This window comes from Longibacter salinarum (assembly GCF_002554795.1).
GTDB classification, from domain to species: domain Bacteria; phylum Bacteroidota; class Rhodothermia; order Rhodothermales; family Salinibacteraceae; genus Longibacter; species Longibacter salinarum.
In genome coordinates, this window is record NZ_PDEQ01000011.1 from 52,472 (window position 1) to 75,665 (window position 23,194).

17 protein-coding genes and 1 tRNA gene are annotated in these 23,194 nt (G+C 60.9%); all 18 read right to left on the reverse strand.

The window, feature by feature from the left end:
- Positions 1–104: 104 nt before the first annotated feature.
- On the reverse strand, positions 105–578 hold the full coding sequence (locus CRI94_RS16525; RefSeq protein ID WP_179862373.1) for an RES family NAD+ phosphorylase: 474 nt from the start codon (positions 576–578) through the stop codon (positions 105–107).
- Positions 579–617: 39 nt separating this feature from the next.
- Positions 618–1,079, reverse strand: a complete 462-nt coding sequence (gene parS / locus CRI94_RS16530) for a type II RES/Xre toxin-antitoxin system antitoxin (RefSeq protein ID WP_179862374.1) — start codon at positions 1,077–1,079, stop codon at positions 618–620.
- Positions 1,080–1,828: 749 nt separating this feature from the next.
- Positions 1,829–1,902, reverse strand: a tRNA-Val gene (locus tag CRI94_RS16535).
- Positions 1,903–2,060: 158 nt separating this feature from the next.
- Positions 2,061–2,984, reverse strand: coding sequence for an anti-sigma factor family protein (locus CRI94_RS16540; protein ID WP_098078743.1), 924 nt, complete (start codon positions 2,982–2,984; stop codon positions 2,061–2,063).
- Positions 2,985–3,300: 316 nt separating this feature from the next.
- Entirely contained in the window at positions 3,301–4,335 is a 1,035-nt protein-coding gene (gene holA / locus CRI94_RS16545; protein ID WP_098078747.1) for a DNA polymerase III subunit delta, read from the reverse strand.
- A 77-nt stretch (positions 4,336–4,412) separates the two neighbouring features.
- Complete coding sequence (locus tag CRI94_RS16550; RefSeq protein ID WP_245846239.1) at positions 4,413–4,997, reverse strand: hypothetical protein; 585 nt, start codon at positions 4,995–4,997, stop codon at positions 4,413–4,415.
- A gap of 53 nt (positions 4,998–5,050) precedes the next feature.
- Positions 5,051–5,770, reverse strand: coding sequence for a NuoI/complex I 23 kDa subunit family protein (locus tag CRI94_RS16555; RefSeq protein WP_098078750.1), 720 nt, complete (start codon positions 5,768–5,770; stop codon positions 5,051–5,053).
- Between the two features lie 346 nt (positions 5,771–6,116).
- Positions 6,117–6,521: a hypothetical protein gene (locus CRI94_RS16560; protein ID WP_143815462.1), complete on the reverse strand. Its 405-nt coding sequence runs from the start codon at positions 6,519–6,521 to the stop codon at positions 6,117–6,119.
- A gap of 242 nt (positions 6,522–6,763) precedes the next feature.
- Positions 6,764–9,166: an ABC transporter permease gene (locus CRI94_RS16565; RefSeq protein ID WP_098078757.1), complete on the reverse strand. Its 2,403-nt coding sequence runs from the start codon at positions 9,164–9,166 to the stop codon at positions 6,764–6,766.
- Positions 9,167–9,317: 151 nt separating this feature from the next.
- On the reverse strand, positions 9,318–11,723 hold the full coding sequence (locus CRI94_RS16570; protein ID WP_098078763.1) for an ABC transporter permease: 2,406 nt from the start codon (positions 11,721–11,723) through the stop codon (positions 9,318–9,320).
- A gap of 36 nt (positions 11,724–11,759) precedes the next feature.
- On the reverse strand, positions 11,760–12,026 hold the full coding sequence (locus tag CRI94_RS16575; RefSeq protein ID WP_098078767.1) for a hypothetical protein: 267 nt from the start codon (positions 12,024–12,026) through the stop codon (positions 11,760–11,762).
- 46 nt (positions 12,027–12,072) lie between these two features.
- Complete coding sequence (locus CRI94_RS16580; RefSeq protein ID WP_098078773.1) at positions 12,073–14,469, reverse strand: ABC transporter permease; 2,397 nt, start codon at positions 14,467–14,469, stop codon at positions 12,073–12,075.
- Between the two features lie 68 nt (positions 14,470–14,537).
- The gene (locus CRI94_RS16585) at positions 14,538–15,236 is read right to left on the reverse strand and encodes an ABC transporter ATP-binding protein (protein WP_098078777.1); all 699 of its coding nucleotides are present in this window, start codon (positions 15,234–15,236) and stop codon (positions 14,538–14,540) included.
- Positions 15,237–15,307: 71 nt separating this feature from the next.
- The gene (locus CRI94_RS16590) at positions 15,308–17,686 is read right to left on the reverse strand and encodes an ABC transporter permease (protein ID WP_098078781.1); all 2,379 of its coding nucleotides are present in this window, start codon (positions 17,684–17,686) and stop codon (positions 15,308–15,310) included.
- 62 nt (positions 17,687–17,748) lie between these two features.
- Positions 17,749–20,127 (reverse strand): ABC transporter permease, encoded by a 2,379-nt coding sequence (locus CRI94_RS16595; protein WP_098078785.1) that lies wholly within the window; start codon positions 20,125–20,127, stop codon positions 17,749–17,751.
- Between the two features lie 54 nt (positions 20,128–20,181).
- Entirely contained in the window at positions 20,182–20,943 is a 762-nt protein-coding gene (locus CRI94_RS16600; RefSeq protein WP_098078789.1) for a PDZ domain-containing protein, read from the reverse strand.
- A gap of 794 nt (positions 20,944–21,737) precedes the next feature.
- On the reverse strand, positions 21,738–22,433 hold the full coding sequence (locus CRI94_RS16605; RefSeq protein WP_098078792.1) for an SDR family oxidoreductase: 696 nt from the start codon (positions 22,431–22,433) through the stop codon (positions 21,738–21,740).
- A gap of 107 nt (positions 22,434–22,540) precedes the next feature.
- A complete protein-coding gene (gene folE / locus CRI94_RS16610) occupies positions 22,541–23,164 on the reverse strand; it encodes a GTP cyclohydrolase I FolE (RefSeq protein ID WP_342751898.1) in 624 nt (207 codons plus the stop codon).
- Positions 23,165–23,194: the final 30 nt, after the last annotated feature.

The window sequence follows — 23,194 nt, forward strand, 5'->3', positions numbered from 1 at the left end:
GTCACTTCCAGGCCCCTCATCAGTAGCAGGCAGCGTGAGCCGAAAAAAAGACGGTCTTGCTTGCTGTCTTGATGCAAGCCGGTGGGACTCATGCCGGATGGATCTTAGACGTTGGATTCGCTGGATACGCCAAGGCGCGTATCCACGGGAAACGGGATCGGCCCGTCAATCGCAAGATTGGCAAACCGGGGATGCTGAATGTTTAGCAGGACGTTCCGGTGGATCGGGATCACGGCGGAGGGAACGGAAAGCGCGAGGGAATCCCGGCGTTCGTGCCAGAAGGTCCCGATCTCCTGCGTGGATGCGGGCCACGGCCATTCGCGCCAGTCGGATGGGAGGTCCGCATCGGATAGCGTAAGGAGGTCTTGGTCTTCCTGTAGTTCAATCTCGAACAGCACGTAGTCGGTGGTAACGAGGTCGGCGCGCCCCGTGTGGACGAGCGTCTCCAACAATGCGGTGGCGGGCTGATCGGCGGCGTAGACCATCGGGACGCCCTGTTCGTGCCATCGGCCCCGCCCGCGAGAGCCCCTGAACGCAGTTTCGGCGTACTTCGCTTTGGTAAGACGGTAGATGGTCACAAGACCTCGCGGCGCGATGGGCAGAGCACGAGCGAACGATTACGCGGCGTTGGTCTCGTCGATCGTGGTCAACAGATCCTCCACTTCGCGTAGGCCAGGCTCGGTATCCAGCCGTTCCAGCGGCGTTTCTCCATCCAGGAGTCCATGCGGTGTTTTGAGCCACATGCGGGCTGCGTCATCCGAGTGGAAGGCCGTCCGACTCCGCGCCCAGATGTGCAAGAGGCGCCAGAGGCGATCCGATTCGACAGGTGTCAAACCTTTGCCTTGCTTCCGGCGGCGCTGCAACGTGCGGACGGACAAATCGAGAACGTCCTCCAGATCGGGTTGGCTAAGATCGAGCGCACTGGCGACCGCATCCATCTCGTCTATTCCCAACCCTTCACGGACCCGTTCGATATCCGGCGTTGCATCCGCAGTCTCAACACGTTTGGATTGAAAAGAACGCAGTGCGCTCTCGAAGGCCTTTTGGTTCGTACGCTGCGGCGTGGCAGTAGCGGACATGGCAATATGGACCTGTGCCGGATATCGGTGCACCTGTACTATGCGACACATGTCGCCCATGTTTCCGCAGATGTCGCATATAGCCGCACGTTAGCAGGTTGACCTGACCTATCCACGAAACCGAGAATACGGAGATGCACTATATTCAGCTTACGGCAAAACTGAAAATAAGACCTTTCCCCACGAGGATGTATCGCATCACACCAGCCGCGTGCGTTCCTCAGCAGTTGTTGCATCATGCCCTGTTTGATGTCCTGCATCCTATCGCCGCGGGTCTATAGCGTCTCGATATCGGTGTCCATCCACAGAGCATCGTGTCAACGGCTATTTGTTCTTCAGCGACCGGGAGTACCAAGTCAATATTTTCGATGTCACCGTGGTACCAAGCGTGCTGTCCTCGATCTCCGCCAAAGGGTCTCAAATTGCATAATAGCAGGTACTTTTGATCTATTTCGTCTCCAGCATGATTTCGCCGAACTCGCTGGTTGAGTAGTGCTCTCCGTTATTCCAAAGAACAGGGGGGCGAAAGCACCATCCCGACCAGAAGATCGCCGGCTTGCACAACAAAGGTCTCTTCGTATGGTTCTGCGTAGCAGTGTAGGCTTTCCCTAAATTGGCCCGGTCGAAAAACCTTCAGGACGAGATCGTCACCCCACAACCATTCTGAGTGACTGCCTCACTCGCACCTGTCATGGCCGGTACAAACAGAAAAAACCGCCGCTGCCAGAAACTGGCGACGACGGTCGGGGTGGGCCCTCCTGGATTTGAACCAGGGACCTCTCGCGTGTGAGGCGAGCGCTCTAAACCACTGAGCTAAGGGCCCATTCTAAGTGTCGTCGTTACGGACGGGCGGTGCGCTTTCACGGCGGGCCGTGCATCGTTCGTAACGGATGGGCTGCAACGACAAAAGCCACATCAGGATCCATCGTGCTCGCGTATCTGCGTCAAGAAGTCGCGAATGTAGCGGCTCACGCGGAGATCCTACGGACGGTTGTACGAGATCATCCGATCTGATACGGTCTCTTTCGGCGAGGATGCCGATCTCGTCGAGGCGTCCCCTGGCATCAGCGGTAGCGTGACCCAGCCGGCGTTTACGGGCGCGGACCACTTGCCCGACGACAGGATCGCCTGAAGCGGCCCCGGCCACATGGTCATGTGCTCGCGGTCAGCCTGGAAGGCAGACGCGTCTAGTGGCAGGTGTAGTGGGGCGAGCGACGGAGTCGGGGTCGAAGCCGACCACGTGGACGAACGAGTGGGCGCATCGGACGACGGAATCGGGTCGACGGGCGAGGCGGATATGTTGTACGTCACCTCCTCACCTGCTCCGGCGGTGGAGGACGAAGACCCTGCATCTGCCTGGACGATCGGCTCTTGCGTAGAGGGACTCGAAGACTCGCGTGACGACACGGGCTGTGATGCGTAGGAGCCGCCGGACATCGCGGCCGAAGGCGCAGTGGAGACGGTTCTGCGCGAGGCGTAATCGGATTCGGGCGCGAAAAGAAGCGCGCCGGTGAAGATGCCTACGACGAGGGCGACGGCCATTGAGGAGGCGATGCCGAGCGCGGCGCGGGAGTGGTCGCGCACCAGGTCGGCCAGGGATTCCTGCTGGCGGAGCATGTCGCATTCGACCTTGCGACAAACCCGCGATTGAACCCGGTTACAAACCCGCCTACGCTTCTCGCGCGAGGGCGGCGCCGGTCGACCGCGATTCCCGAGCAGGTTGCGCGTCTCGTTTAACTGCTCGATGTGCGCTTTGAGCTCCGGGTTGGCCTCGACGTACGTTTCGAACACGGACTCCAGGGACGGATCCATCGTGCCGTCTACGTACTCGCACAGCCATTCGTCCAGCCAGGCGTAGGAGGCGTCGTCGCCATCCAGGGGGGGCAGAGATGCGTGATCATTCATGACGGGCGTCGGCCGAGTCAATACCACAGGGCCGCCGAGGCGTAACGTCGATCATGAAACCAATCGAACGTATCTAACGGGGGAAGACCTCGGACAGCGAACGTCGTCGTCGCAGTCGCGCACACTCAATCGCGCTTCCTCCTGCGACTACTGCGAGTATGACCGCTCTGGGTTTATGTTTCTCAACATTCATACTTCCTCCGATCGATCCCCACCCCAGAAGGGCGGAGCGGCGGATGTCTTTCGAATGCTGCAACGACCAGAGCATCCGGCTGGATCCACGACGATGAACGGTTTCTTTCAACCGGGTATCGGATCAGGCCGTCACACGCTGTGGCAGCAACCGACGAACCAGCAGGGTCAGGATCAAGCGAGGATCGCGTCGGGAGCCTCCTTTCAACTCGTAGTCGGCCGCGAGCAATGCGGCATGTGCGTCCTGTACGGCGCGCATGGAGTAGCGCCGGGCGGCCTGCTTGTATTCCTGCACAAAGTACGGGCTGACGCCGATGTGTCCGGCCAGCTTATGCTTCGACATTCGCTGCGCCTGCGGCATCTGAAGCTTCCACAGCTTATCGACATACGCGTTGAGCACGGCGACGATCATGATGGCCTCGCTGTGCGCATTAGAGGCCTGCTGCAGAATGCGATTGGTGATGCGCATGGCGTCCGCGTACTTCCCCTCGCCGATCGCGCTCTGAAGCTCGAAGACATTGAACTCGCGCGTCTGCCCGCTGGCGTCGAGCACGTCGTTCGCCGTCAGCGTGTCGCGCTCCCCGGCAAACGTGATCAGCTTCTCGACCTCGCTGGCCGCCGTCTGCAGATCGGTGCCGACGTAATCCGCAAGCATCTGGACGGCCTGCGGCTCGATGTCGTAACCCTGACCGCGCACGTACTTCTTGATCCAGCCGGGCATCTGGTTGTCGTACAGCGGCTTGAAGTGCGACCACGCGGCCTTTTTCTTCAGCGCCCGATATGGATGCGCGGAAAGATTTGGCTTGTTGGTGCACGCGAGGAGCACGACGGCCTCGGGATTTGGGTCGTCCGCGTAACTCTTGAACTGGCGGTTGTTTTCCAGCTTCTCGAACTCCCGCACGATCACAACCCGGCGAGGCGCCATCGCGGGATAGCCCTGACACAGACCGATGACCTTCGAGGCTTCGGTATCGGACCCGTAGACGATGTCGAGATTGAAATCGTGCTGCGACGGCTCCAGCGCGTTCTCAATCAGGATATCCTGGAGCTCGTCGATTAAAAACCCTTCTTCACCGAACAGAAAATACAGCGGCTTGAAGTTCTGGTGCCGAAACGACGTGGCCAGATCTTCGAACGAAAGACCGGTCTTTTTAGCCATGGCGAAGTGCGGGATTTGAAATGCGAAATACGACGCCCGGCTCGGTGATCAGAAAAGGTGGACACGTACCCCGCCCCTTACTCCTCACCCCGATCACTCAGATCCGCGTCGTGAAGGCGGTAGCCAAGATCTCGCAGCCGCTGAAAGTCGTCGGTGGCGAAGCGGTGGACGAGTTCGAAGAGCGTCAGGCTCTCGCCCTCAACCTCCACCTCACGCATCCACGTTCCGGCATCGAGATCAGTGAGGTTCGCAACAAGGTCGCGGCGGGCATCCTGGACCGCATCTAGCACGACGTCCAGGTCGCGATCATTCCAGTCGCCACGGCGCACCCGTTCGGTCGCCTCTGCTGGCGACAGGGTGGGCGTGTCCTCGTCTCGGGCGCGACGAATCCAGTCGGTGCGCTCATGCCGATCGAGTTCGGCGATGAGGCCGTACAGCTCCTTCATCGACAGGTCGTCATCGGTCGGCCGGCCGGACTGAACCGGCTCCGGTACGGTGTCTGTGACCGTGCGCAGGGCTTCGACTTCGTCAATCAGGTACTCGACCTGCTCGATCAGCGCCGTACGAAGGTCCGCGCGCTGGTCTTCCGGGACCGAGCGGAGGTCGGTCACCTCGTCATTTGACGTTGAGGAAGACGCGTTCCGGGAGGAGCTGTCAGTCATTCGATGACCGTGACGTTTCGCAGAAAGGCAAAAAAGAATCGTCAACGCGCGCGTTACTCCGGCGCGTGCTCACTGTACGCTGACTCTTCCCGCTCGGAGCCCCACGACTGCTCGCCGCTGGTGGCCTTCCGATCGTCACGCAGGTGCGTGTTTTCGAGACCGTGCATTCCCTCCTCCGCCAGCCAGTCGAGGAAGTGCTGGTCCTTCACGCTGTGGAGGTTGTTGTCGTGCTTGAACTCCCACTGCTGGCCGAACTGGCGGTTCTTGTACTGGTCGAGGTACTCCAGCCGGTCCTGCATCTGCTCCTTCGGCTTCAGCAGACGCTCGAGCCCGAAGATCGCTTCGTCGCGACTCTGGAACGTCATGTCGTATTCTTTCGACATGATGATGGCCTCTTCCGGGCAGACCTCCTCGCAGAAACCACAGTAGATGCAGCGGAGCATGTTGATTTCAAACCACTCCGGTTCGCGCTCCTTGACATTATCGACCTCGTGCGACTGCATCGAGATCGCGAGCGGCGGGCAAGCGCGAGCACATAGGTTGCACGAGACACAGCGCGGGCGGCCATTCTCTTCGACGAGAACCGGACGTCCGCGGTAGCTGTCCGGCGGATACCACTGCTCCTCCGGATATTGCAGCGTGTACGTCGGCTCGTCGGTGATTTTGCTGAGCGAGAAGCCGAGGCCTTTGAACAGTTCCGGGAAATACAGATTCTCCCAGAAGTTCAGCTCGCGCTCGTTATCCTTTTTGGTGTTTACCGGCGTGCCAGGCATGGGGCGTTGCGTTGGTGATCGAGTCCCGGAAGGGGAGAGGTGTCCGATAGGAAACCATTACACGCACCAATAAGCGCAATGGATTCCTGAGGGTCAACTACCTGTCTCGATTGCACCCGGACTTCGAAGTTTCGGTTCACGGTTCAGGGTCCACGGTTCACGGTTCAGGGTTCACGGTTCAGGGTTCACGGTTCAGGGTTCAGGGCGCCCGGATAACACTTCAACACGTCGACACAGGAAAAACGCCCGGAGCTCTTAGGGTGGTAGAGCGTCCGGGCGTGGGCCGGGCCGTTGACTAAACGTCATGAGTCGCCTTGAGGTCGGGTTGAGTGACGTGGGGGCGCGGTTATCTGCCGGAAATGAACGCGTCGGCCGTGTACTCGGAGAGGCTCTCGAATGCCCGCGCCTCGGCCTGCTCGTCCCGGGCCTCATTGGCGGCCGCCCGCTCGGCTTCGATCGCAAACATGGCGGCCCGCTGCGTCGTCTGGGCCTGCTCGAGGGGATTCCACTGCGGACCGGTGGTTGCGGAGATGCCCATGAGAAGGATGAAGAGGGCGCCGACGAGCCAAAGCCGGTCGAGAAACGCCGAGCGACTCTCGCGCTCAGCCCGAAGACGGTCCCAGCGGGCTCGGCGAACGGCATGATCGACGGGCGTCCAGTTGGGCCGGGCAAATGTGTCGTTGGATGGGGCAAGCCCATTCAGAAACGACTTCTTTCTTGTAGTGCGATGGTGCTGCATTGAGGGAGTCATGACGGAAGCGCGTCTGCATCGTATGCCTGTTTACTTCAATTTCTAAGACGTATGAAGGCGCGTTGAAGGTTACAGCCAATCTCACTTTTCTCGCCTACGTCCGCCCTTTTTTATTTCAATGCACGTGCCGCGCTACGAACCCCCGTAGCGCCCGCTGGAATCGCGGTTCTTTTGGCATCCGAACCGAGCATGTGGGCGATGTCGCACAGGTTCTGTGCTAAAACGCGCACGGGCACGTCTCCTCAGTCTGTTCGGAGTGCCTTCGTCGGGTCAAGCCGAGCGGCCCGGAATGCCTGAACGCTCACCGTGACAACAGCCGTAACCATGGCGCCGAGTCCGGCGATGAGGAAAACGCTTGCGCCGAGGGAAATGTGTGATGCGAAGGTGTCGAGCCACCGAGACATTAGAACGTACGCGACGGGCATCGCCACGACAACGGCCAGCGCCACAAGCCGAACGAACTCTTTCGTCAGCAGCCCGACCACCTGCGCAGCCGTTGCGCCGAGCGCTTTTCGAATGCCGATCTCTTTCGTTCGTTGACGCGCCGTGAAGGCTGCCAGACCGAAGAGCCCCAGACACGCGATCAGGATGGCGAGCGCGCTGAAGAGCGCGAACAGAATACCGAGTCGTTGTTCTGCCCGATATGAGCTGGCAAAGCGCTGATCCGCGAAGGCGTACTCGAAGGGCCACGCAGCATGGACATTCTCCCACGTCCCTCGGAGGTCCGCCAGCGCGGCCTCGGTCTGAGCCGCATCGACCCGAACGTACAGCGTGCTGTAGTCGTCGGGCTCGATGTAGAAAATCATCGGTTCCACCTGTTCGCGTAGCGTGGCGAAATGCACGTCGTCCACAACGCCGATGAGGGGGGCCGGCGAGAACGGCCAGTCACCCCAGGCCCGAATTGTTCGCCCGACGGCCTCCTCCGCCGACAATACATCGGGGGCTTGCCGCTGCATGAGACGCAACGCCGTCCGGTTCACTACGTACGCCGTCGAGTCCGCTGCCCGTTCGCGCGAAAAGGTTCGTCCCGCCACAACGGGCACGCCGAGCGTTTCGAAGAAATCGTGTCCGACACTGATCGTTCGGATGCCGAGAAGCGAATCGTCTGGCACACCAGTGCCCGCAAAGCCGTATCCGTTCCCGTCGAGAAGCTCGCTCGGAAAATCGACCGAGCCAACGGACACGCCCAGAATGTGTGGGGATCGAAGCGCTTGGTCGCGGAAGGACGCATAGGCTGACATCGCGTCGTCGCTCTGCATCGGCACGGTGACGACCTGCTCTGCATTGAATCCGGGGGAGGCGGTTCGAAGATGATCAAGTTGCAGGTAGGCCGCTGTCGTCCCGATGATGAGGATGGTAGACACGGCGAACTGAAACACGACCAGTCCTTGCCGCAGTCGGTGCGCCGCTCCCGTTGGCTCCGTCGATCCCCGCAGCGCCGTCGCCGGCTGAAAGCGCGACAGATACAGGGCTGGATAACTCCCCGCCAGAAGCCCCGCTGCCATCGTAATGACCAGCAGGAGTGCCAGCGCGCCCGGAGCTAGCAACATCCCCGTGGTCAGCGGGAGCCCAATGGCCTTGCTAACCAGCGGGGTCACGGCTGCTGCAACAGCAAGCGCAATCACCAATGCAACGAACGCCAGCAACATCGACTCCGCGAAAAACTGTCCGATCAGCTGCCCGCGATATGCACCGATCGTCTTCCGCACGCCGACCTCGGCGGCTCGCTCCGTGGCCCGCGCCGTCGCCAGGTTCATAAAGTTGACGCAGGCGAGTAGAAGTACGAACAGGCCGATCACGCCGAACACGTAGAGAACGGCAATGGAGCCATTTGCCTCGATCTCCATGTTGTGGTTGGAGTGCAGATGGATCGCCGTCAGAGGCTGGAGCGACAGCGTTGAACCGTTCCAGTCGGCACCGGCATGACGTTCGATCAGGTCGGGCAACTCCGATTCCAACGCCGATCGACTCATCCCGTCCGGCAACTGGAGATACGTGTAAATCCCGTTTGCGCCCCAGGCATCGGCCCGCACCTCGCTGTAGTTCATCCACGCGTCCAGGGTCGACCAGGATACCAGCACGTCGTAGTGAAAGTGAGAGGCAGCGGGCGCGGCCTCCACGATCCCGACTACCTCGACTTCCTCCTCGCCGTTCACGCGGAGCGTTTGCCCGATCGCCTCCGCCGTGCCAAAGAATCGCTTCGCCGCCGCCGGTGTGACGAGCGCGGTCTCGGGCCGCTCAAGCGCGGACGCCCGGTCCCCACGAAGCAGATCGAACGAAAACACATCGAGGAAGGCAGAATTCGCCACAAAGATGCGCTCACGCGTAAACCGCTGCTCATCATGATCGAGGATGGCCGTGACCGGGTCGATGCGAACGACCTGCACGTCCGGGTAGTCCGTTTCGAACGCTTTCACAAGCGGCCAACTCGTCGCCGGCACACTGAAGTCGCCCCAGTCGCTCACGATGCGGTATGTCCGCTCACTGTTTTCGTGGAAATCGTCGTAGCTCAGCTCATAGCGAACAAACACCGCGATCAAGAGGCACACGGCGATCCCGACCGCCAGGCCGATAACGTTGATAGCTGCGTATCCGGCGTTGCGTCGGATGGAACGGGCCGCGGTCTTCAGATAATTGTTCAGCATAACTCCGAGGGGTTTTCGTTATCGCGTTGGGACGTTTAGACGTTGGAACGTTAAGGCATCATGACTCCTCCCCATGTCTACACCTTCATACTTTCATACCTTCACACCTTCATACGTCAATACGTCCACACTTCCAAACCTCCACACCTTATCACTCCCGCCGAAGGACGGCCACCGGATCGCGATGGGCACTTCGAACCGCCTGCGCTCCGACGGTCGCCAGCGTCAGGAGAAGGATGAGGCCGGCCGCGAGGACGAACGGCAGCGCACTCAAATCCACGTGGTATGCGAAATCCTGAAGCCAGCGTCGGACGAGCAGGTAGGCAATTGGGGTAGCCACCACGAACGCCACCGCCACGACCTTCACGAACTCGCTCGACAGAAGACCGACGATGGAGGTAGCGGACGCCCCGAGCACGCGACGGATGCCGATCTCTCTGCGACGATGCTGTGTGATCAGGACGACGAGAGCAAAGAGCCCGAACATAGCAATCCCGACGGCGAGAGCGGTCGTCCAGCCCACGATCTTAGCGAATCGGCGCTCTTGTCGGTATTGCTGATCCACCGCGTCATCCAGAAATGTGTAAGCAAAGGGCTGACCGGCGGAAGTGGTCTCCCACGCCTCTTCGATCGCGGTCATGGCACGTTGTACGTTTCCCGAGGCGATGCGCACGGCAATCTTGGGCGCGGTACTGCCGGGTACGCCGATGTTGACCGCACTTCGGAAAATCAGATCCGGGTTCGCCGTGAGCACGACAGGCTCGACCGTTTCGTGCAACGATGCATAGTGAAAGTTATCGGTGACGCCCACGATTTCGTGATCACTCATCCCCGGCAGACGGCGTCCCACGGCGTCCGTCCACCCCATCGCATCGACGAGCGCTTCGTTGACCACAATGCCCCGGCTCGTGTCGGACGGCATGTCTCGGTTGAAACTGCGGCCCTCCGTGATGTCGATCCCCATCGTCTCGATGTAATCGTACGAGACGAGATTAGCCCGATACGTGTAAAACCCGCCGCGGTCGTCCTCGAGTTCAGCCGTGATCCAGGGCTGTCCCGGCGTGTAGGAGGAGGCCGCGACATCGACGATGCCCGGGACACCGCTCAACTCCCCGCGCATACGATCCAGCGTCGCCATCCCCTCGTCGAAGGATCCGGTCGTCGGGATCGTCACGATCTGCTCGGTCTGATACCCGAGCGGAGCCGACTCCACGTACCCGATCTGCTGGTTCATCACGAAGAGGGTCACAAGTAGAACGGTGGAACAGACGAACTGCGTCCCGACGAGCACGCGTTGAAGTCGGCTTCGAGGCCGGATGGGGAGACGCCCTTTCAATACATCGGTTGGATGCAGGCCCGAGAGTACGGCGGCGGGGTACCCGCCCGCGACGCCACCAACGAGAATCATGAGTCCAGCCATGAGCAGCAGGATGGAGCCGCTAAGATCGAACGCCAGATCTCGCCCGGCGAGGGTCTCGAACACAGGGAGGCCCACCCACGCCAGGCCAAGACTGAGTGCAAGGGCGGCACCGGTGACGAGAAACGCCTCGCCCCAGAACTGCTGCATCAGCTGCCGACGGTCGGCCCCGACCACCTTGCGCACGCCGACCTCGCGTGCCCGCTCCGCCGACCGCCCGACGGCAAGCGTCACAAAGTTGATGCACGCAATGCCAAGAATGAGCAACCCGAGGGCGGCCAGAACAATCGAGTAGAGCGGCCGACTGGTTGGCTCCAGACCGGCGGGCAGCGACGTATCGAGGTGGATGCTTGTGATCGGCTGCAGACCGACGGTGTACTGACTTGCAGCGGCCTCCTCGGGGCCAATCGCGTCCACGACCATCTCCGGTAGCTTGGCGCGGAGGGCGTCCGGATCGGCATTGTCCCGGAGGAGCACATAGGTTTCCACGAACACTCGAAACCAGGCCGTGCGGGATCGCTCTCCGAAGTTTGCGTCCCGAAGTGGCGTCAGGATGTTGAACTGGATGCTCGACTCGACGGGAGGTTCGGCCGCTATGCCGGTCACTGTGAACGTCTCGAAACCGTCGCCACCCCGTATTTGCAGGGTCCGCCCAAGCGGATCCGCATCGCCGAAATAGGTTTTCGCGACCCTGTCCGTCAGAACCACACCATCTGGCGAATCGAGCGCCGTTGCCGGGTCGCCCTTCAAAAATGGAAAGTCAAAAACATCGAAGAAGCCTCGATCCACCGCGTGGATTTGCTCCCGGAAGCCGGTGTCGTCGCGCTGAACGACATCTTCGCGCACGAAGATGCGAACGGCTTTCTCCACCTCCGGATACCGGGCCTCGAGCGTCGGCCCGAGCGGTAGGGGTGTGATCGTGTTGGTGAACTGTCTGTCCTCATACGTCTCGTCGACCCAGACCCGGTAGATCCGATCGGATGCGTCGTGGAAGCTGTCGTATGTCCACTCACTTTGGACGTACAGGCCAATCAGCAGGCACGCGGCCATGCCCACGGCAATGCCGACGGTGTTCAGTAGCGTGTACCCGGCGTGTCGTCGAAGGGCTCGCAGTGCTGTTTTGAAGTAGTTTCTGAGCATGGGAATCGTTGGATTGGTCGGGGGAGAAGCCGTCGTTCATTCGTCCTGCACCGATTCTCGCCGCCGAAACGTGATCGGCACGGTGTCACCTGCCTGCGCGCCGACCTGCACCAGCGTCCAGATGCGGTCGTAGTTGCCGATGAACATTCGAAGCTGCTCGACGCGGTCGTCCCCGTTCGCTCCGGGATCAAATCGAATCGTCTCGACGCGGTACCGAGAGCGCTTACGTCCGCCGACCGTCACGTCAACATCCACGGTTTCCCCCTCGGCAGGCATGGGTACGGGAATCGAGATGTTTTCCATGACGATATCGGCGTTGAGAAGTCAACCGGTCGCCTTCCTGCTCCTGCTACTCGGTCCGAAGCACCGCAGCGGGGTCGGTAGAGGAGGCACGGACGGTCTGCGTCGCGACAATAGCCAGCGCGACGGCGCCGAGTCCCAGCGCGCAGCCGCCCAGGAGCCATGGACTCACCGGCACATGATACGCAAAGGTCTGCATCCACGTCCGATTCAGGTACCAGGCCACCGGCAGCGCCACGGCGCTCGTCCCGGCGAGCAGCAAGACGTAGCGGCGCGTCAGCAGCCAGACGAGCATTGCCCGCGTCGCGCCCAGCGCCTTGCGGACGCCCACCTCCTTACGCCGGCGCTCAACCATGTGCACCGCCGTTCCAAACAGCCCCAGACTGCTAATCAGCATCGCAAAGAGCGACACCAGCCCGACGATCGATGACGCATCGCGCATCGCCCGGTGCATCGGATTGTCGTAGACGAGCTCCGCCAGCGGGGTCACCGTCGACGCATGCAGCGGCTTCAGATCCGTCCAGATTGCCTCCACCTGCGACGCCGCCTCCTCCATTCTCCCCGGGCGCGCTTTTACGATGGCCTGCCGGAAGCGCGACGGGCCGGTGTACAGCACAATCGGCTCAATCGGGTCGGTCATGAAGTCGAAGTGGTAGTCTTCCACCACGCCGGCCACCTCGCGGCGGGCGTCGGCAAAACTCACCATGGCGCCGACGGCCTCTGCCGGGTTCGTGAAGCCCAGCCGCGACGCCGCGACTTCATTGATCAGAATCGCGGAGCTGGAGTCCGGATCCTGCTCCCGCGAGAAGGACCGGCCTGCGGCGACCTCGATGCCCAGCACCTCCGTAAATGCCGCGTCAATAGCGTACACGTAGCTGTCCAGCGGCACCGCGTCACCGTGCTTCAGGTCCGCCCCGGTGAGCGATCCGGAAACCGGGTACGCGGATGTCAGCGTGACCGCCTCGACAGCGGAGGCCTGCGCCAGTTCGGAGCGGAGTGTTTCGATGGACCGCCCGTCGATGTCAACGACGAGGCGATCTGCCGTTTTAAAGCCGTAATCCTTGGCCGTCATGTAGTCGACCTGCCAGGCCAGCAGCGCGGCGACACTCACAAACACGATGGCCAACGCGAACTGAACACCCGCAAGCCCCGTCCGCAGCCGCGACGAGGATCCCATGCTGTTCCCAGGTGACGACGACAGAATCTCAGCCGGCTGCACACGTGACAGACGGAGTGCTGGATACAAGCCGGCCACCAGCCCGGTTATCACAGTAAACCCGGCGAAGATGGCTATGAGCGTCGGATCCAGCAGGGTTGACCGCGACACCTCGATGCCCATCATCTGCATGGGACCGAGGTGGTTGAACGCCGGCAGTAGCCAGGCCAGCAACACGTAGCCAAGCCCCAGCGCAAGAATGGCAATCATCACCGCCTCTGCCAGCAGCTGCGTCACGATCTGCCCGCGCCTCGCGCCGGTGGTCTTGCGTACACCGATTTCTTGCGACCTGCTCATCGCCCGCGCCACCGAAAGGCTGACGTAGTTGAATCCCGCCGCCAGCATCACGAGCAGAGCCAGACCGGCCAGTATGTACACGATGGTGCCAGACAGGCTGTAGCTGGCAATCTCGTTCGAAAGCTGCGGCCCCAGCGCGATGTCGCCCAGCTTTTGAACGAAGAAGTCGATGCGCACCTCGCGCCCGTCGTAGCGCTGGTCCGAGATTTCCGATAGCAGCGATTCTATCCCCGCCAACGACGCGGCATCATCGATCCGGGCGTAGACGGCAAACGTCCACGTATTTCTCCAATCCTCTGCCTGCGAGCCCCGCTCCAGGTCGCGCAATGTCGCAAACGAGGCCAGCATGTCGAACGTGAGATGCGTCTCCCCCGGGGGCTCCGCTACGATACCGGCCACCGTGAACGTAGAGTGGTTTTCGAGCGTGACGTGTTGTCCGATCGCCGACGCCCCGCCAAACAGCTTCTCGGCAAGCTCTTCCTTTAACAAAATCTGGCCCGGCTGCTGCAATACTTTACGCGGGTCGCCCCCTTCCTTCATTTCGAAACCAAATACGTCGAAGAAGGACGGCTCGGCGTAGAGCCCGTTCGTGGTGACCCCGTTCTCGCCGGTGAAGGCCAGCGTTCGGATCTGCCCGATCCGCGTGGTTTGCTCCACAGCCGGGATCTGTTCGTCCATGGCCTCCGCGAGCGGCGCCGGCGCAGCAGCCCTTAGCGAGCTCGTGCCGCCCTCCGCACGCACCTCTTGCGACAGCACGCGCACGATGCGGTCGCGCTCCGGATGAAACCGGTCGTACTGCACCTGATCCCAGATCAATGCCATCACCAACAGGCAGACCGAGAGACCCGCAGCCAGCCCAAAAATGTTGATCGAGGAAAAGAGCGCATGACTCCGAATCGAGCGCCAGGCCGTCTTTAGATAACTGAACCACATGGTATTGAAAAGCGGGTTACATGTACGGTTTTTGGCGAAGGCGACGTGCGTCTGGGTCAACTGGACCGTTACGCAGCGGCCGTTTCCGCATTGAGGCGTAGGTCTTCATCCACGGCACCATCGACCAGGCGGACAATCCGATCGCCGTATCGGGCTTGCTTCTCCGAGTGCGTCACCTGCACGATCGTGACCCCATCGTTCTCGTTCAGGTCGCGTAGGGTCTGCATGATATCCTCGCCCTGCTGTGACTGCAGGTTGCCCGTGGGCTCGTCTGCGAGAATGACCCGCGGCTCGATAATCAGCGCGCGAGCCACGCCGACGAGCTGCTGCTGACCGCCCGAGAGCTGGTTCGGAAAGAGCTTCTGCTTGGCGACGAGGGAGAACCGGTCGAGCATCTCCGCCACCTTGCTCTTGCGCTCCGAGCGGCCCAGTCCCTTGTAGAGGAGCGGCGTCTCAAGATTCTCGTAGACCGTCAGATCGTCGATGAGGTGGTAGGCCTGGAAGACGAACCCGATCTGTGTTCGGTGGAGCTCCGTTCGCTGCTTGTTCGACATCGACGCGGTCGACTCGCCGCGGAAGAGATAGTCTCCGTCAGACGGTTCGTCGAGCAGACCCATGATGTGCAGAAGCGTCGACTTGCCTGCACCGGACGGCCCCATGATCGTGACGAACTCGCCCTCATTGATCTCGAGGGAAACGCGCCGGAGCACGAAGGCTCGCTTGAAGCCGTTGCGGTACGACTTGGTGATGTTCTGGAGCTTGATCATGGGCAATAAATGGTTCTTCAATAAATGGATGGATGTGCGCTCAGCACCAGGCCGACCGCGGGGCCGGCGTGTCATTCGTCACGGAGCGTCGTGGCCGGATCCAGGCGGGCCGCCCGAATCGCCTGTCCGCCAAGGGCCAGCGCACCGACGCTGAGAGCGAGAAGGGCCGTCACGGTGAAGGGGGCCGCGCCAATCGATGCGCGGTACGCGAACTCCTCGAGCCATCGCTGCATCAGGAGGTAGGCGATCGGCGTGCCCACGACCAGGGCAACACCCACCAGAACAGCGTACTCGCGCGTCATGAGGCCGATGACGTTCGAAAGGGACGCGCCGAGGGCCTTTCGAATGCCGATCTCCTTCGTGCGCTGCTGCACGGCGTGAGCGGCCAGACCGTAGAGACCCAGACACGCGATCACGATGGCGATCAGAGCGAACGCGGAAAAGAGCCAGCTCAGCCGCTGCTCCGACCGGTACATCGCATCAAACTTCTCGTCGAGAAAGGTGACCTCGATTTCTGAAGAGGGGGCGATATCGGCAAGCGCCGTGCGAATGTGCTCAACGCTGCCCGGAATGTCGTCGGATGCGAGGCGGACCGCCAGATCACCGTTTACGACGTTCCCCCACGGCGTATGCATCATGAGAATGAACGGCTTAATCGGCTCTTGCAGCGACGATTGGTGGAAGTCTCGAACGACCCCGATGACTTTCAATGACCGGTCACTGAGAGAGAACGGTTTTCCAACCGCCTCTGACGGAGTCCAGCCCATCTCTTTCACGCTGCGCTCATTCAACATGACCGTCTGCGTCCGATCCGAACGGCGCTCTGCGTCGAAGGCCCGCCCGGCGATCACCTCCATTCCGAGCGTCTGGATGTAGTAAGCATCCACAACTCCAATCTTGAACAAGGTCTGCCCAACATCTTCTGACCGGTTGTTCTGAGATGAGAGATCGGATGGCTCGAAGCTAAAACCAAACATAGAGCTTCCGGGGACGCCCGAGGCGAGCGTCACGTGCTCGACGGACTCATACTGTGCAACACGTTCTCGTACGACGTCGCGACTCTTCCAGGCATTCTCCGGAAGCGACACGACGGCAACCTGTTCGCCGTTGAAGCCGAGGTTCTTGGTCTGCACGTAGTCGAGTTGCGTGTAAATGACGGCCGTGCTCGCAATCAAGATGACGGAGACCGCGAACTGCAGTGTGATGAGGCCCCGATGGAGCCAGCCACCACCGTGCGACGTTGTTTGGCTGTGTCGACGGAATACGGCGGCCGGGCGAAAGCGCGCCATGGCGACACCCGGATACACACCGGCGGCCAACCCCACTACGACGCCGAAACTGAGCATGAATCCAGCAATGGAAAGCCAGTGCGCGCGGATCGACAGGTCCGTCGACATAACCTGATTGAAGGCCGGCAGCACCACGGTCGCGAGTGCCAAAGCAAGCAACGACGCCCCGAGGGCCAGAAGCACCGATTCGCCGAGGAAGCGCCTCGCCAGCGTTCCCCGGCTCGCGCCGAGCGTCTTGTGTACGGCAATTTCTCGCGCTCGGCGCTGGGCCTGAAGGGTTGCCAGGTTGACGTAGTTGATCCCCGCGAGGAAAAGCATGAGAAGCGAAGCCACACTGAAGATATAAAGGTATCTCCACTGCCCCCGAAAGCCGTCCGCCTCAAAGAGATCGGAAAGGTAATACGACGATAGGTCGACTGCTATGTACGTCCATCTTCCTTTTCTTTCTTGCAATACATCTATTGCATGAGGGAGAAAGGACTCCGCCGACTCAGGACGCTGAAGAAGGACAAACGTTTTGTACGCCAAAGCCCCCCATCTTTCCTTCATCGACCCTTTCTCAGGAATGGGTCGAAGAGCATCGAACTGGATTGAGGACGCACGGGGGACATTGTCGACCACAGCACGCACCGTAAATGGACCGGACTCATCCGCATCCCCAAGGTGCACGGACGCACCGATCACCTTCTCCTCTCCGAACAACCGATCAGCCATTGCTGTGGTTAATGCGATACTCTTGGGCTCCGTTAAGGCCCGTTTCAGATCACCGCTCACAACGGGAAACGAGAACACCTCTGCGAACGACGGTTCAGCCTGTACGACCTGGACCGGTGCCGTCGCCTTCTCGCCCGGCCGCTTCATCGGACGCGACTGATCGCGAATACGAACGACCTCCTCCACACGCGGCAACTTCTCGCGAAGCATCTCTCCCATCGGATACGACATTGAAGGCATCCGCCCGAGGAGATCGTTTTCGACCCCGAGGACTTTGATCCGATCGCTGTTTTCGTGGAACGCGTCGTACCGCAACTCCTCGGCCGTGTAGAGCCCGATCAGCAAACACGTGGCAAGAGCGACCGTCAGCCCAACGAGATTGATTCCCGTGTAGACCGGACGGCGACGCAGTTGGCGCAACAGAACGTGGAGGACGCTGAACTTCATGGATACGTGTTAGCTACTGAAAGTCGGTTGAGACGCGGAGGTCGATGGGATGGGTCCGCGTGTCATTCGTCCCGAAGCGTCGTGGCGGGATCCAGGCGGGCTGCCCGAATCGCCTGTCCGCCGAGGGCCAGCGCACCGACGGTGAGAGCGAGCAAGGCCGTCACGGTGAAGGGGGCCGCGCCGATCGTTGCGCGGTACGCGAACTCCTCGAGCCATCGCTGCATCAAGAGGTAGGCGATCGGCGTGCCGAGGACCAGCGCGACGCCCACCAGAACGGCGTACTCGCGCGTCACGAGGCCGATAATGTTGGAAAGGGACGCCCCGAGGGCTTTGCGAATGCCGATCTCCTTCGTTCGCTGCTGCACGGCGTGGGCGGCCAGACCGTAAAGGCCGAGACACGCAATCACGATGGCGATCAGAGCGAACGCGGAAAAGAGCCAGCTCAGCCGCTGCTCCGATCGGTACATCGCATCGAATTTATCGTCGAGAAAGGTGACCTCGATTTCTGAAAAGGGGGCGATATCGGCAAGCGCCGTGCGAATGTGCTCAACGCCGCCTGGGATGTCGCTGGAGGCCAACTGGACGGCCAGATCGCCGTCTCCGCGACTCCACTTCGGTGTGTGCATCATGAGAACGATCGGCTCGATAGGCTCATGCAACGACGATTGGTGAAAGTCGCGCACGACGCCGACGACCGTGTTCGACCGATCATCGATCGAAAACGGTTTTCCGATCGCCTCTTCGGGCGTCCACCCCATCTCTTTCGCTCCGCGCTCATTCAACATGACCGTCTGCGTACGGTCGGAACGGCGCTCTGCGTCGAAGGCCCGCCCGGCGATCACATCCATTCCGAGCGTCGGGATGTACTGCGCGTCCACGATGCCGAACATGAACGTCACCGACTCCACATCTTCCGATCGGTTGTGCTGAGCGGAAAACTCGGACGGTTCATGTCCAAATCTCATACGAAACGCCCCGGGAAGCCCCACGGCGAGCGTCATTCGCTCCACCGAGGGATGCTCCGAAATGCGATCGCGCACGACATCCCGGCTCTTCCACGCGTCTTCTGGGAGCGACACCACCGCGACCTGTTCGCCGTTGAAGCCGAGGTTCTTGGTCTGAACGTAATCGAGCTGCGTGTAAATGACGGCCGTGCTCGCGATCAAGATGACGGAAATAGCAAACTGCAGCGTGATGAGCCCCCGGTGCAGCCAGCCACCACCGTGCGTCGTCGTTCGGCTGTGTCGACGGAATACGGCGGCCGGGCGAAAGCGCGCCATGGCGACGCCGGGATACACACCGGCGGCCAACCCCACTACGACGCCGAAACTGAGCATGAATCCAGCAATGGAAAGCCAGTGCGCGCGGATCGACAGGTCCGTCGACATAACCTGATTGAAGGCCGGCAGCACCGCAGCCGCCAGTGCCAGCGCGAGAACCGAGGCCCCGACCGCGAGAAGCACCGACTCGCCGAGGAAGCGCCGCGCCAGCGTACTCTGGCTCGCTCCGAGCGTCTTGTGTACGGCAATTTCTCGCGCCCGGCGTTGGGCCTGAAGGGTTGCCAGATTGACGTAGTTGATCCCCGCGAGCAGAAGCACGAGCAGCGAGGCTACACCGAAGATGTACAGGTATTTCCACTGACCTCGGAAGCCGTCGGCTTGATAGAGACCGGAAAGGTAAAACGAAGACAGGTCCACGGCTGTGTACTCCCAACTTCGCTCGCCCTCACTTAAGATCTCCGACGCGTGACGTAGAAATGATTCCGTCGGCTCCGGACGATCGAGCAAAAGGAAGGTTTGATACATCAGAGCCCCCCAGCCATCTTTTTGCGCTCCCTTCTCCGGAATGGGGCGGAGGGCGTCGAACTGAATCGATGACGTTTCGGGGGTATCGTCGACCACGGCACGCACCGTATGCGGATCAGCGTTGTCCGCGGCCGAAAGGTAGACGGCTGTCCCGAGAGCCTTTTCTTCCCCAAACAATCGCTCGGCCATAGACGCACTGAGAGCGATGCTCCCCGGCTCGGTCAAAGCACGTTCGAGGTCGCCGCTCACGACCGAAAACGAAAACACTTGAGCAAAGGACGGTTCGGCCTGGAGAACGTTTACGGGGTTGGTCCCCTTTTCCCCGGCTCGCTTCAGCGGCATCGTCTCCTCCCGAATACGAACGACCTCTTCGACGCGCGGGGAGTTCTCGCGAAGCGTCTCCCCCATCGGATAGGACGTCGCCGTCACGCGACCGAAGAAGTCGCTATCGATTCCGAGAACTTTGATGCGATCGCTGTTTGCGTGGAAGGCGTCGTACCGCAACTCCTCGGCCGTGTAGAGCCCGATCAGTAGGCACGTGGCGAGCGCGACCGTCAGCCCGACGAGGTTGATCCCCGTGTACACCGGACGGCGACGAAGCTGGCGAAAAAGGACGTGTAGAGATCCCAGTTTCATGGGTACGGATTGACTTCGAAGAAACCTGAGCGCGGACGTCGGATGATGACGGCGTTACGCGGACCCACCGCTCTTCGGAGCAAGCGAGATTGTTCGCTCCGGACCGTCTAGATGTGTTTGTACGTGCAGATCGATCGCTCCTCCGGAGGGCGTCTCCCGCAGTGCGGCACGGAGGTCGAGTGGACTGGCCCGACGCACGTCCCCGACGGCAGCGACATACATCCCGGCCTTCAAACCTGCCGCGTCGGCCGATGAGCCGGAAACGACACTTGCAATCTGCAGATGAGGGACGGTAGTTGTTGCAGAGCCGATTCCGTTCAGGTCTGCCCCCGCGACGCGCAGTCCGATGGACGGGAACGTCACCGCGTAGTAGGGCGCTGGCGCCCAGATCCAGTCGACGGTCAGTTCATCAACCGTCTCGCGCACAGCGACCTCGGCCCGCAGTGTGCCGTTGTTGAAGATTTGCCAGCCTCCTCCCTTTCGGACGACGTGGCTCCCATCTACCGGTCGGCCATCCACGTGGAGCGACACCGTTCGCCCGCGGATCGCTACGCCGACATCACCCTCGACGTACACGAGGCGGCTTGCCTCCGCTTCATCGACAATACCGAACGACAAGCCGGGCATGCTCTCGCCTGCGGCGATGTCTTCGAGCGCCTCGGGCTGCGGTGGCTCCGGCGGCATGGGGTCGGCAATGGCATGGATCGCCGACGAGGCCGTCGTCACCGCGAGCGTCGCAACAGGCGCGACCTCTGACACGATGGTCCCGAAGACGATAGCGAGAAGACTCAGCAGGTAGGAGATAAACGTGTACATGGGCGGCCTGGAGCGTCGACGTTTACGTTGTCGGTCTGGAAATCACCACACTACATTGTCGTTCTGGATGTAACCAGACTACGCTGTTGTAGTGGATGTAACCAGACTACAACGCGTGTACCACGTCGAGTCGCCACCGGATACTGCCGTTCTCGCACTCTGAAGGCCGGTCTCGAAAATGGTCGGTGTGCGGATCCGCACAGACCGTGTGCGGCAGCGCTCACGACATCGGCCGGAGTCGAGGAAATCGGTTGCCAACCGGGAACGACGAAAAACGCAGACTACGCCCGACGAGCACACCTATTCCGCACCAGACAGGTACGAGCGGGAGAAAGGGAGACAGGGAGAGAGGGGGGCTGGGAGAACGGGGGCGCGGGAGAGCCGAACTCTGATAACCTGTTTGGCGGATGGGGTGCGAAAACGTAAACGCAGCCGTTCATGTTGATCGTCGGCCTGACGGTTCCTCTTTCGCAATGCCGTAATAGATACGGCGTCTGATATGATCAGGCTTCGTGTTACAAGTGGCGCGAAGACCGACTGTTGGGGGGCTTGGCACAAGGGTGCCCGTCAAACAGCTTCTGCGGGTTCCGGCAACGCGGGTAACATCTCGGGACCATCCAGACCCGTCGTTTCTGGTTCACTTCGATGCTCGGCCCTGCTTCTGTTATTAAAGGGATCAAGCGTCGCACGGCCGTGCGACGCTGTTTTTGTAAACTGTCTCGGTGGAGATTCCCTTTAGGTTACCCGGCAGCCCGCCGAACCTTGAACCGTGAACTCTGAACCCTGAACTTACATCACACATCCCCTTCCTGAGGGCGCAGCAGAATTTCTTCCACGACCGTACGCGGCGAGAGGTGGTAGGCGTCGTACACCGCATCGGCGACATCTTCCGGCGCCATGAACCGGTCGTCCGGCAACTCCGTGCCGTCCCAGCTCGGCGTGCGTGTGGCCCCGGGCATCACCGTCGTGACGCGCAGGCCGTCGTCCTTCGTCTCCTCCCGCACGACGCGGGCGAGGCCGAGGAGTCCGTGCTTGGCCGCGCAGTAGGCGACGCTCCCGGGATAGGCCGTGATCGATGCGATCGAGCCCATGAAGAAGAGGTGTCCCTGCCCGGCCTTTCGCATCGGAGCCAGAAATTGCTTGGTCACGACATAGGGCGCGTTCAGGTTCACGTCGACCTGCGCGCGGAACGCATCCGAGGTGGTGTCGTCGATCGGTGCCGGCGTAAAGGCGCCGGCGTTGTTCACGAGTACGTCGGGCGCGCCCCATTCATCCATGACGGTGCGCGCGGCTTCCTCGACCGCCTCATCGTCCGTCACGTCGCATGGACACACCATCGCTTCCGCGCCCTGCGACCGGCAGGTCTCGGCAACAGCCTCGAGTTTCGATTCGGTCCGCGACCACAGAGCGATCCGGGTCCCCTCCTCCGCAAATCGTTCCGCAATCGCTTTTCCAATTCCCTGACTCGCGCCCGTGACGACAACAACCATGCTGAGAATGCTAAATTTGAAGTTCGAAATTCGAAATGTGCAAAAGCGAGAGTGCGAATGAATCTCAACATTTCGCACTTCGCAATCCGCCCTTCGACTTAGTCCTTCTAGTCCGTTGCCCGGATGAGGCGCATGAACTCGGCGCGGGTGCGATGCTCCTCGAATTCGCCGCTCATCGAGCTCGTCGTCGTCATCGAGTTCTGCTTCTCCGCTCCCCGCATCATCATGCAAAGGTGGCGAGCCTCGATCACGACCGCCGTGCCGAGAGGCTGTAGCACGTCATCAATTGCATCGCGGATCTGCATCGTCAGGCGCTCCTGCACCTGCAGGCGTCGGGCAAACACCTCGACCGTTCGCGGGATCTTGCTTAAGCCGACGATCCGGCCATTCGGAATGTAGGCTACGTGCGCCTTACCGTAAAACGGAAGCATGTGATGCTCGCAAAGCGAGTACAGCTCGATGTCCTTCACGAGGATCATCTCATCATACGCCTCCTCGAAGAGCGCCCCCTCGAGAATCGCGCGGGCATCCTGCGAGTATCCGTGGGTCAGGAACTGATACGCCTTGGCGACACGCTCAGGCGTTTTCTGCAGCCCCTCACGTTCCGGGTCCTCTCCCAACTGGGACAGCACCTCCTGAACGTTCTCGGCGATCGATGTGGTTGCTTGCTCGTCGTACAGGTCGCGTCGCTCGTACAGACGCGGCGGACCACCATGTGGAGTCCCATTCATACGAAGCTCGTTCGAAAGGATCTTTTTCTC

Bases quoted from the DNA above. Each gene is read 5' to 3' on its own strand.
- CRI94_RS16550 (WP_245846239.1), bottom strand. From the start codon at position 4,997: ATGACTGACAGCTCCTCCCGGAACGCGTCTTCCTCAACGTCAAATGAC.
- CRI94_RS16585 (WP_098078777.1), bottom strand. From the start codon at position 15,236: ATGATCAAGCTCCAGAACATCACCAAGTCGTACCGCAACGGCTTCAAG.
- CRI94_RS16570 (WP_098078763.1), bottom strand. From the start codon at position 11,723: ATGCTCAGAAACTACTTCAAAACAGCACTGCGAGCCCTTCGACGACAC.
- parS (WP_179862374.1), bottom strand. From the start codon at position 1,079: ATGTCCGCTACTGCCACGCCGCAGCGTACGAACCAAAAGGCCTTCGAG.
- CRI94_RS16580 (WP_098078773.1), bottom strand. From the start codon at position 14,469: ATGTGGTTCAGTTATCTAAAGACGGCCTGGCGCTCGATTCGGAGTCAT.
- CRI94_RS16600 (WP_098078789.1), bottom strand. From the start codon at position 20,943: ATGTACACGTTTATCTCCTACCTGCTGAGTCTTCTCGCTATCGTCTTC.
- CRI94_RS16565 (WP_098078757.1), bottom strand. From the start codon at position 9,166: ATGCTGAACAATTATCTGAAGACCGCGGCCCGTTCCATCCGACGCAAC.
- CRI94_RS16555 (WP_098078750.1), bottom strand. From the start codon at position 5,770: ATGCCTGGCACGCCGGTAAACACCAAAAAGGATAACGAGCGCGAGCTG.
- folE (WP_342751898.1), bottom strand. From the start codon at position 23,164: ATGAATGGGACTCCACATGGTGGTCCGCCGCGTCTGTACGAGCGACGC.
- holA (WP_098078747.1), bottom strand. From the start codon at position 4,335: ATGGCTAAAAAGACCGGTCTTTCGTTCGAAGATCTGGCCACGTCGTTT.
- CRI94_RS16590 (WP_098078781.1), bottom strand. From the start codon at position 17,686: ATGAAGTTCAGCGTCCTCCACGTTCTGTTGCGCCAACTGCGTCGCCGT.
- CRI94_RS16595 (WP_098078785.1), bottom strand. From the start codon at position 20,127: ATGAAACTGGGATCTCTACACGTCCTTTTTCGCCAGCTTCGTCGCCGT.
- CRI94_RS16575 (WP_098078767.1), bottom strand. From the start codon at position 12,026: ATGGAAAACATCTCGATTCCCGTACCCATGCCTGCCGAGGGGGAAACC.
- CRI94_RS16605 (WP_098078792.1), bottom strand. From the start codon at position 22,433: ATGGTTGTTGTCGTCACGGGCGCGAGTCAGGGAATTGGAAAAGCGATT.
- CRI94_RS16560 (WP_143815462.1), bottom strand. From the start codon at position 6,521: ATGACTCCCTCAATGCAGCACCATCGCACTACAAGAAAGAAGTCGTTT.
- CRI94_RS16540 (WP_098078743.1), bottom strand. From the start codon at position 2,984: ATGAATGATCACGCATCTCTGCCCCCCCTGGATGGCGACGACGCCTCC.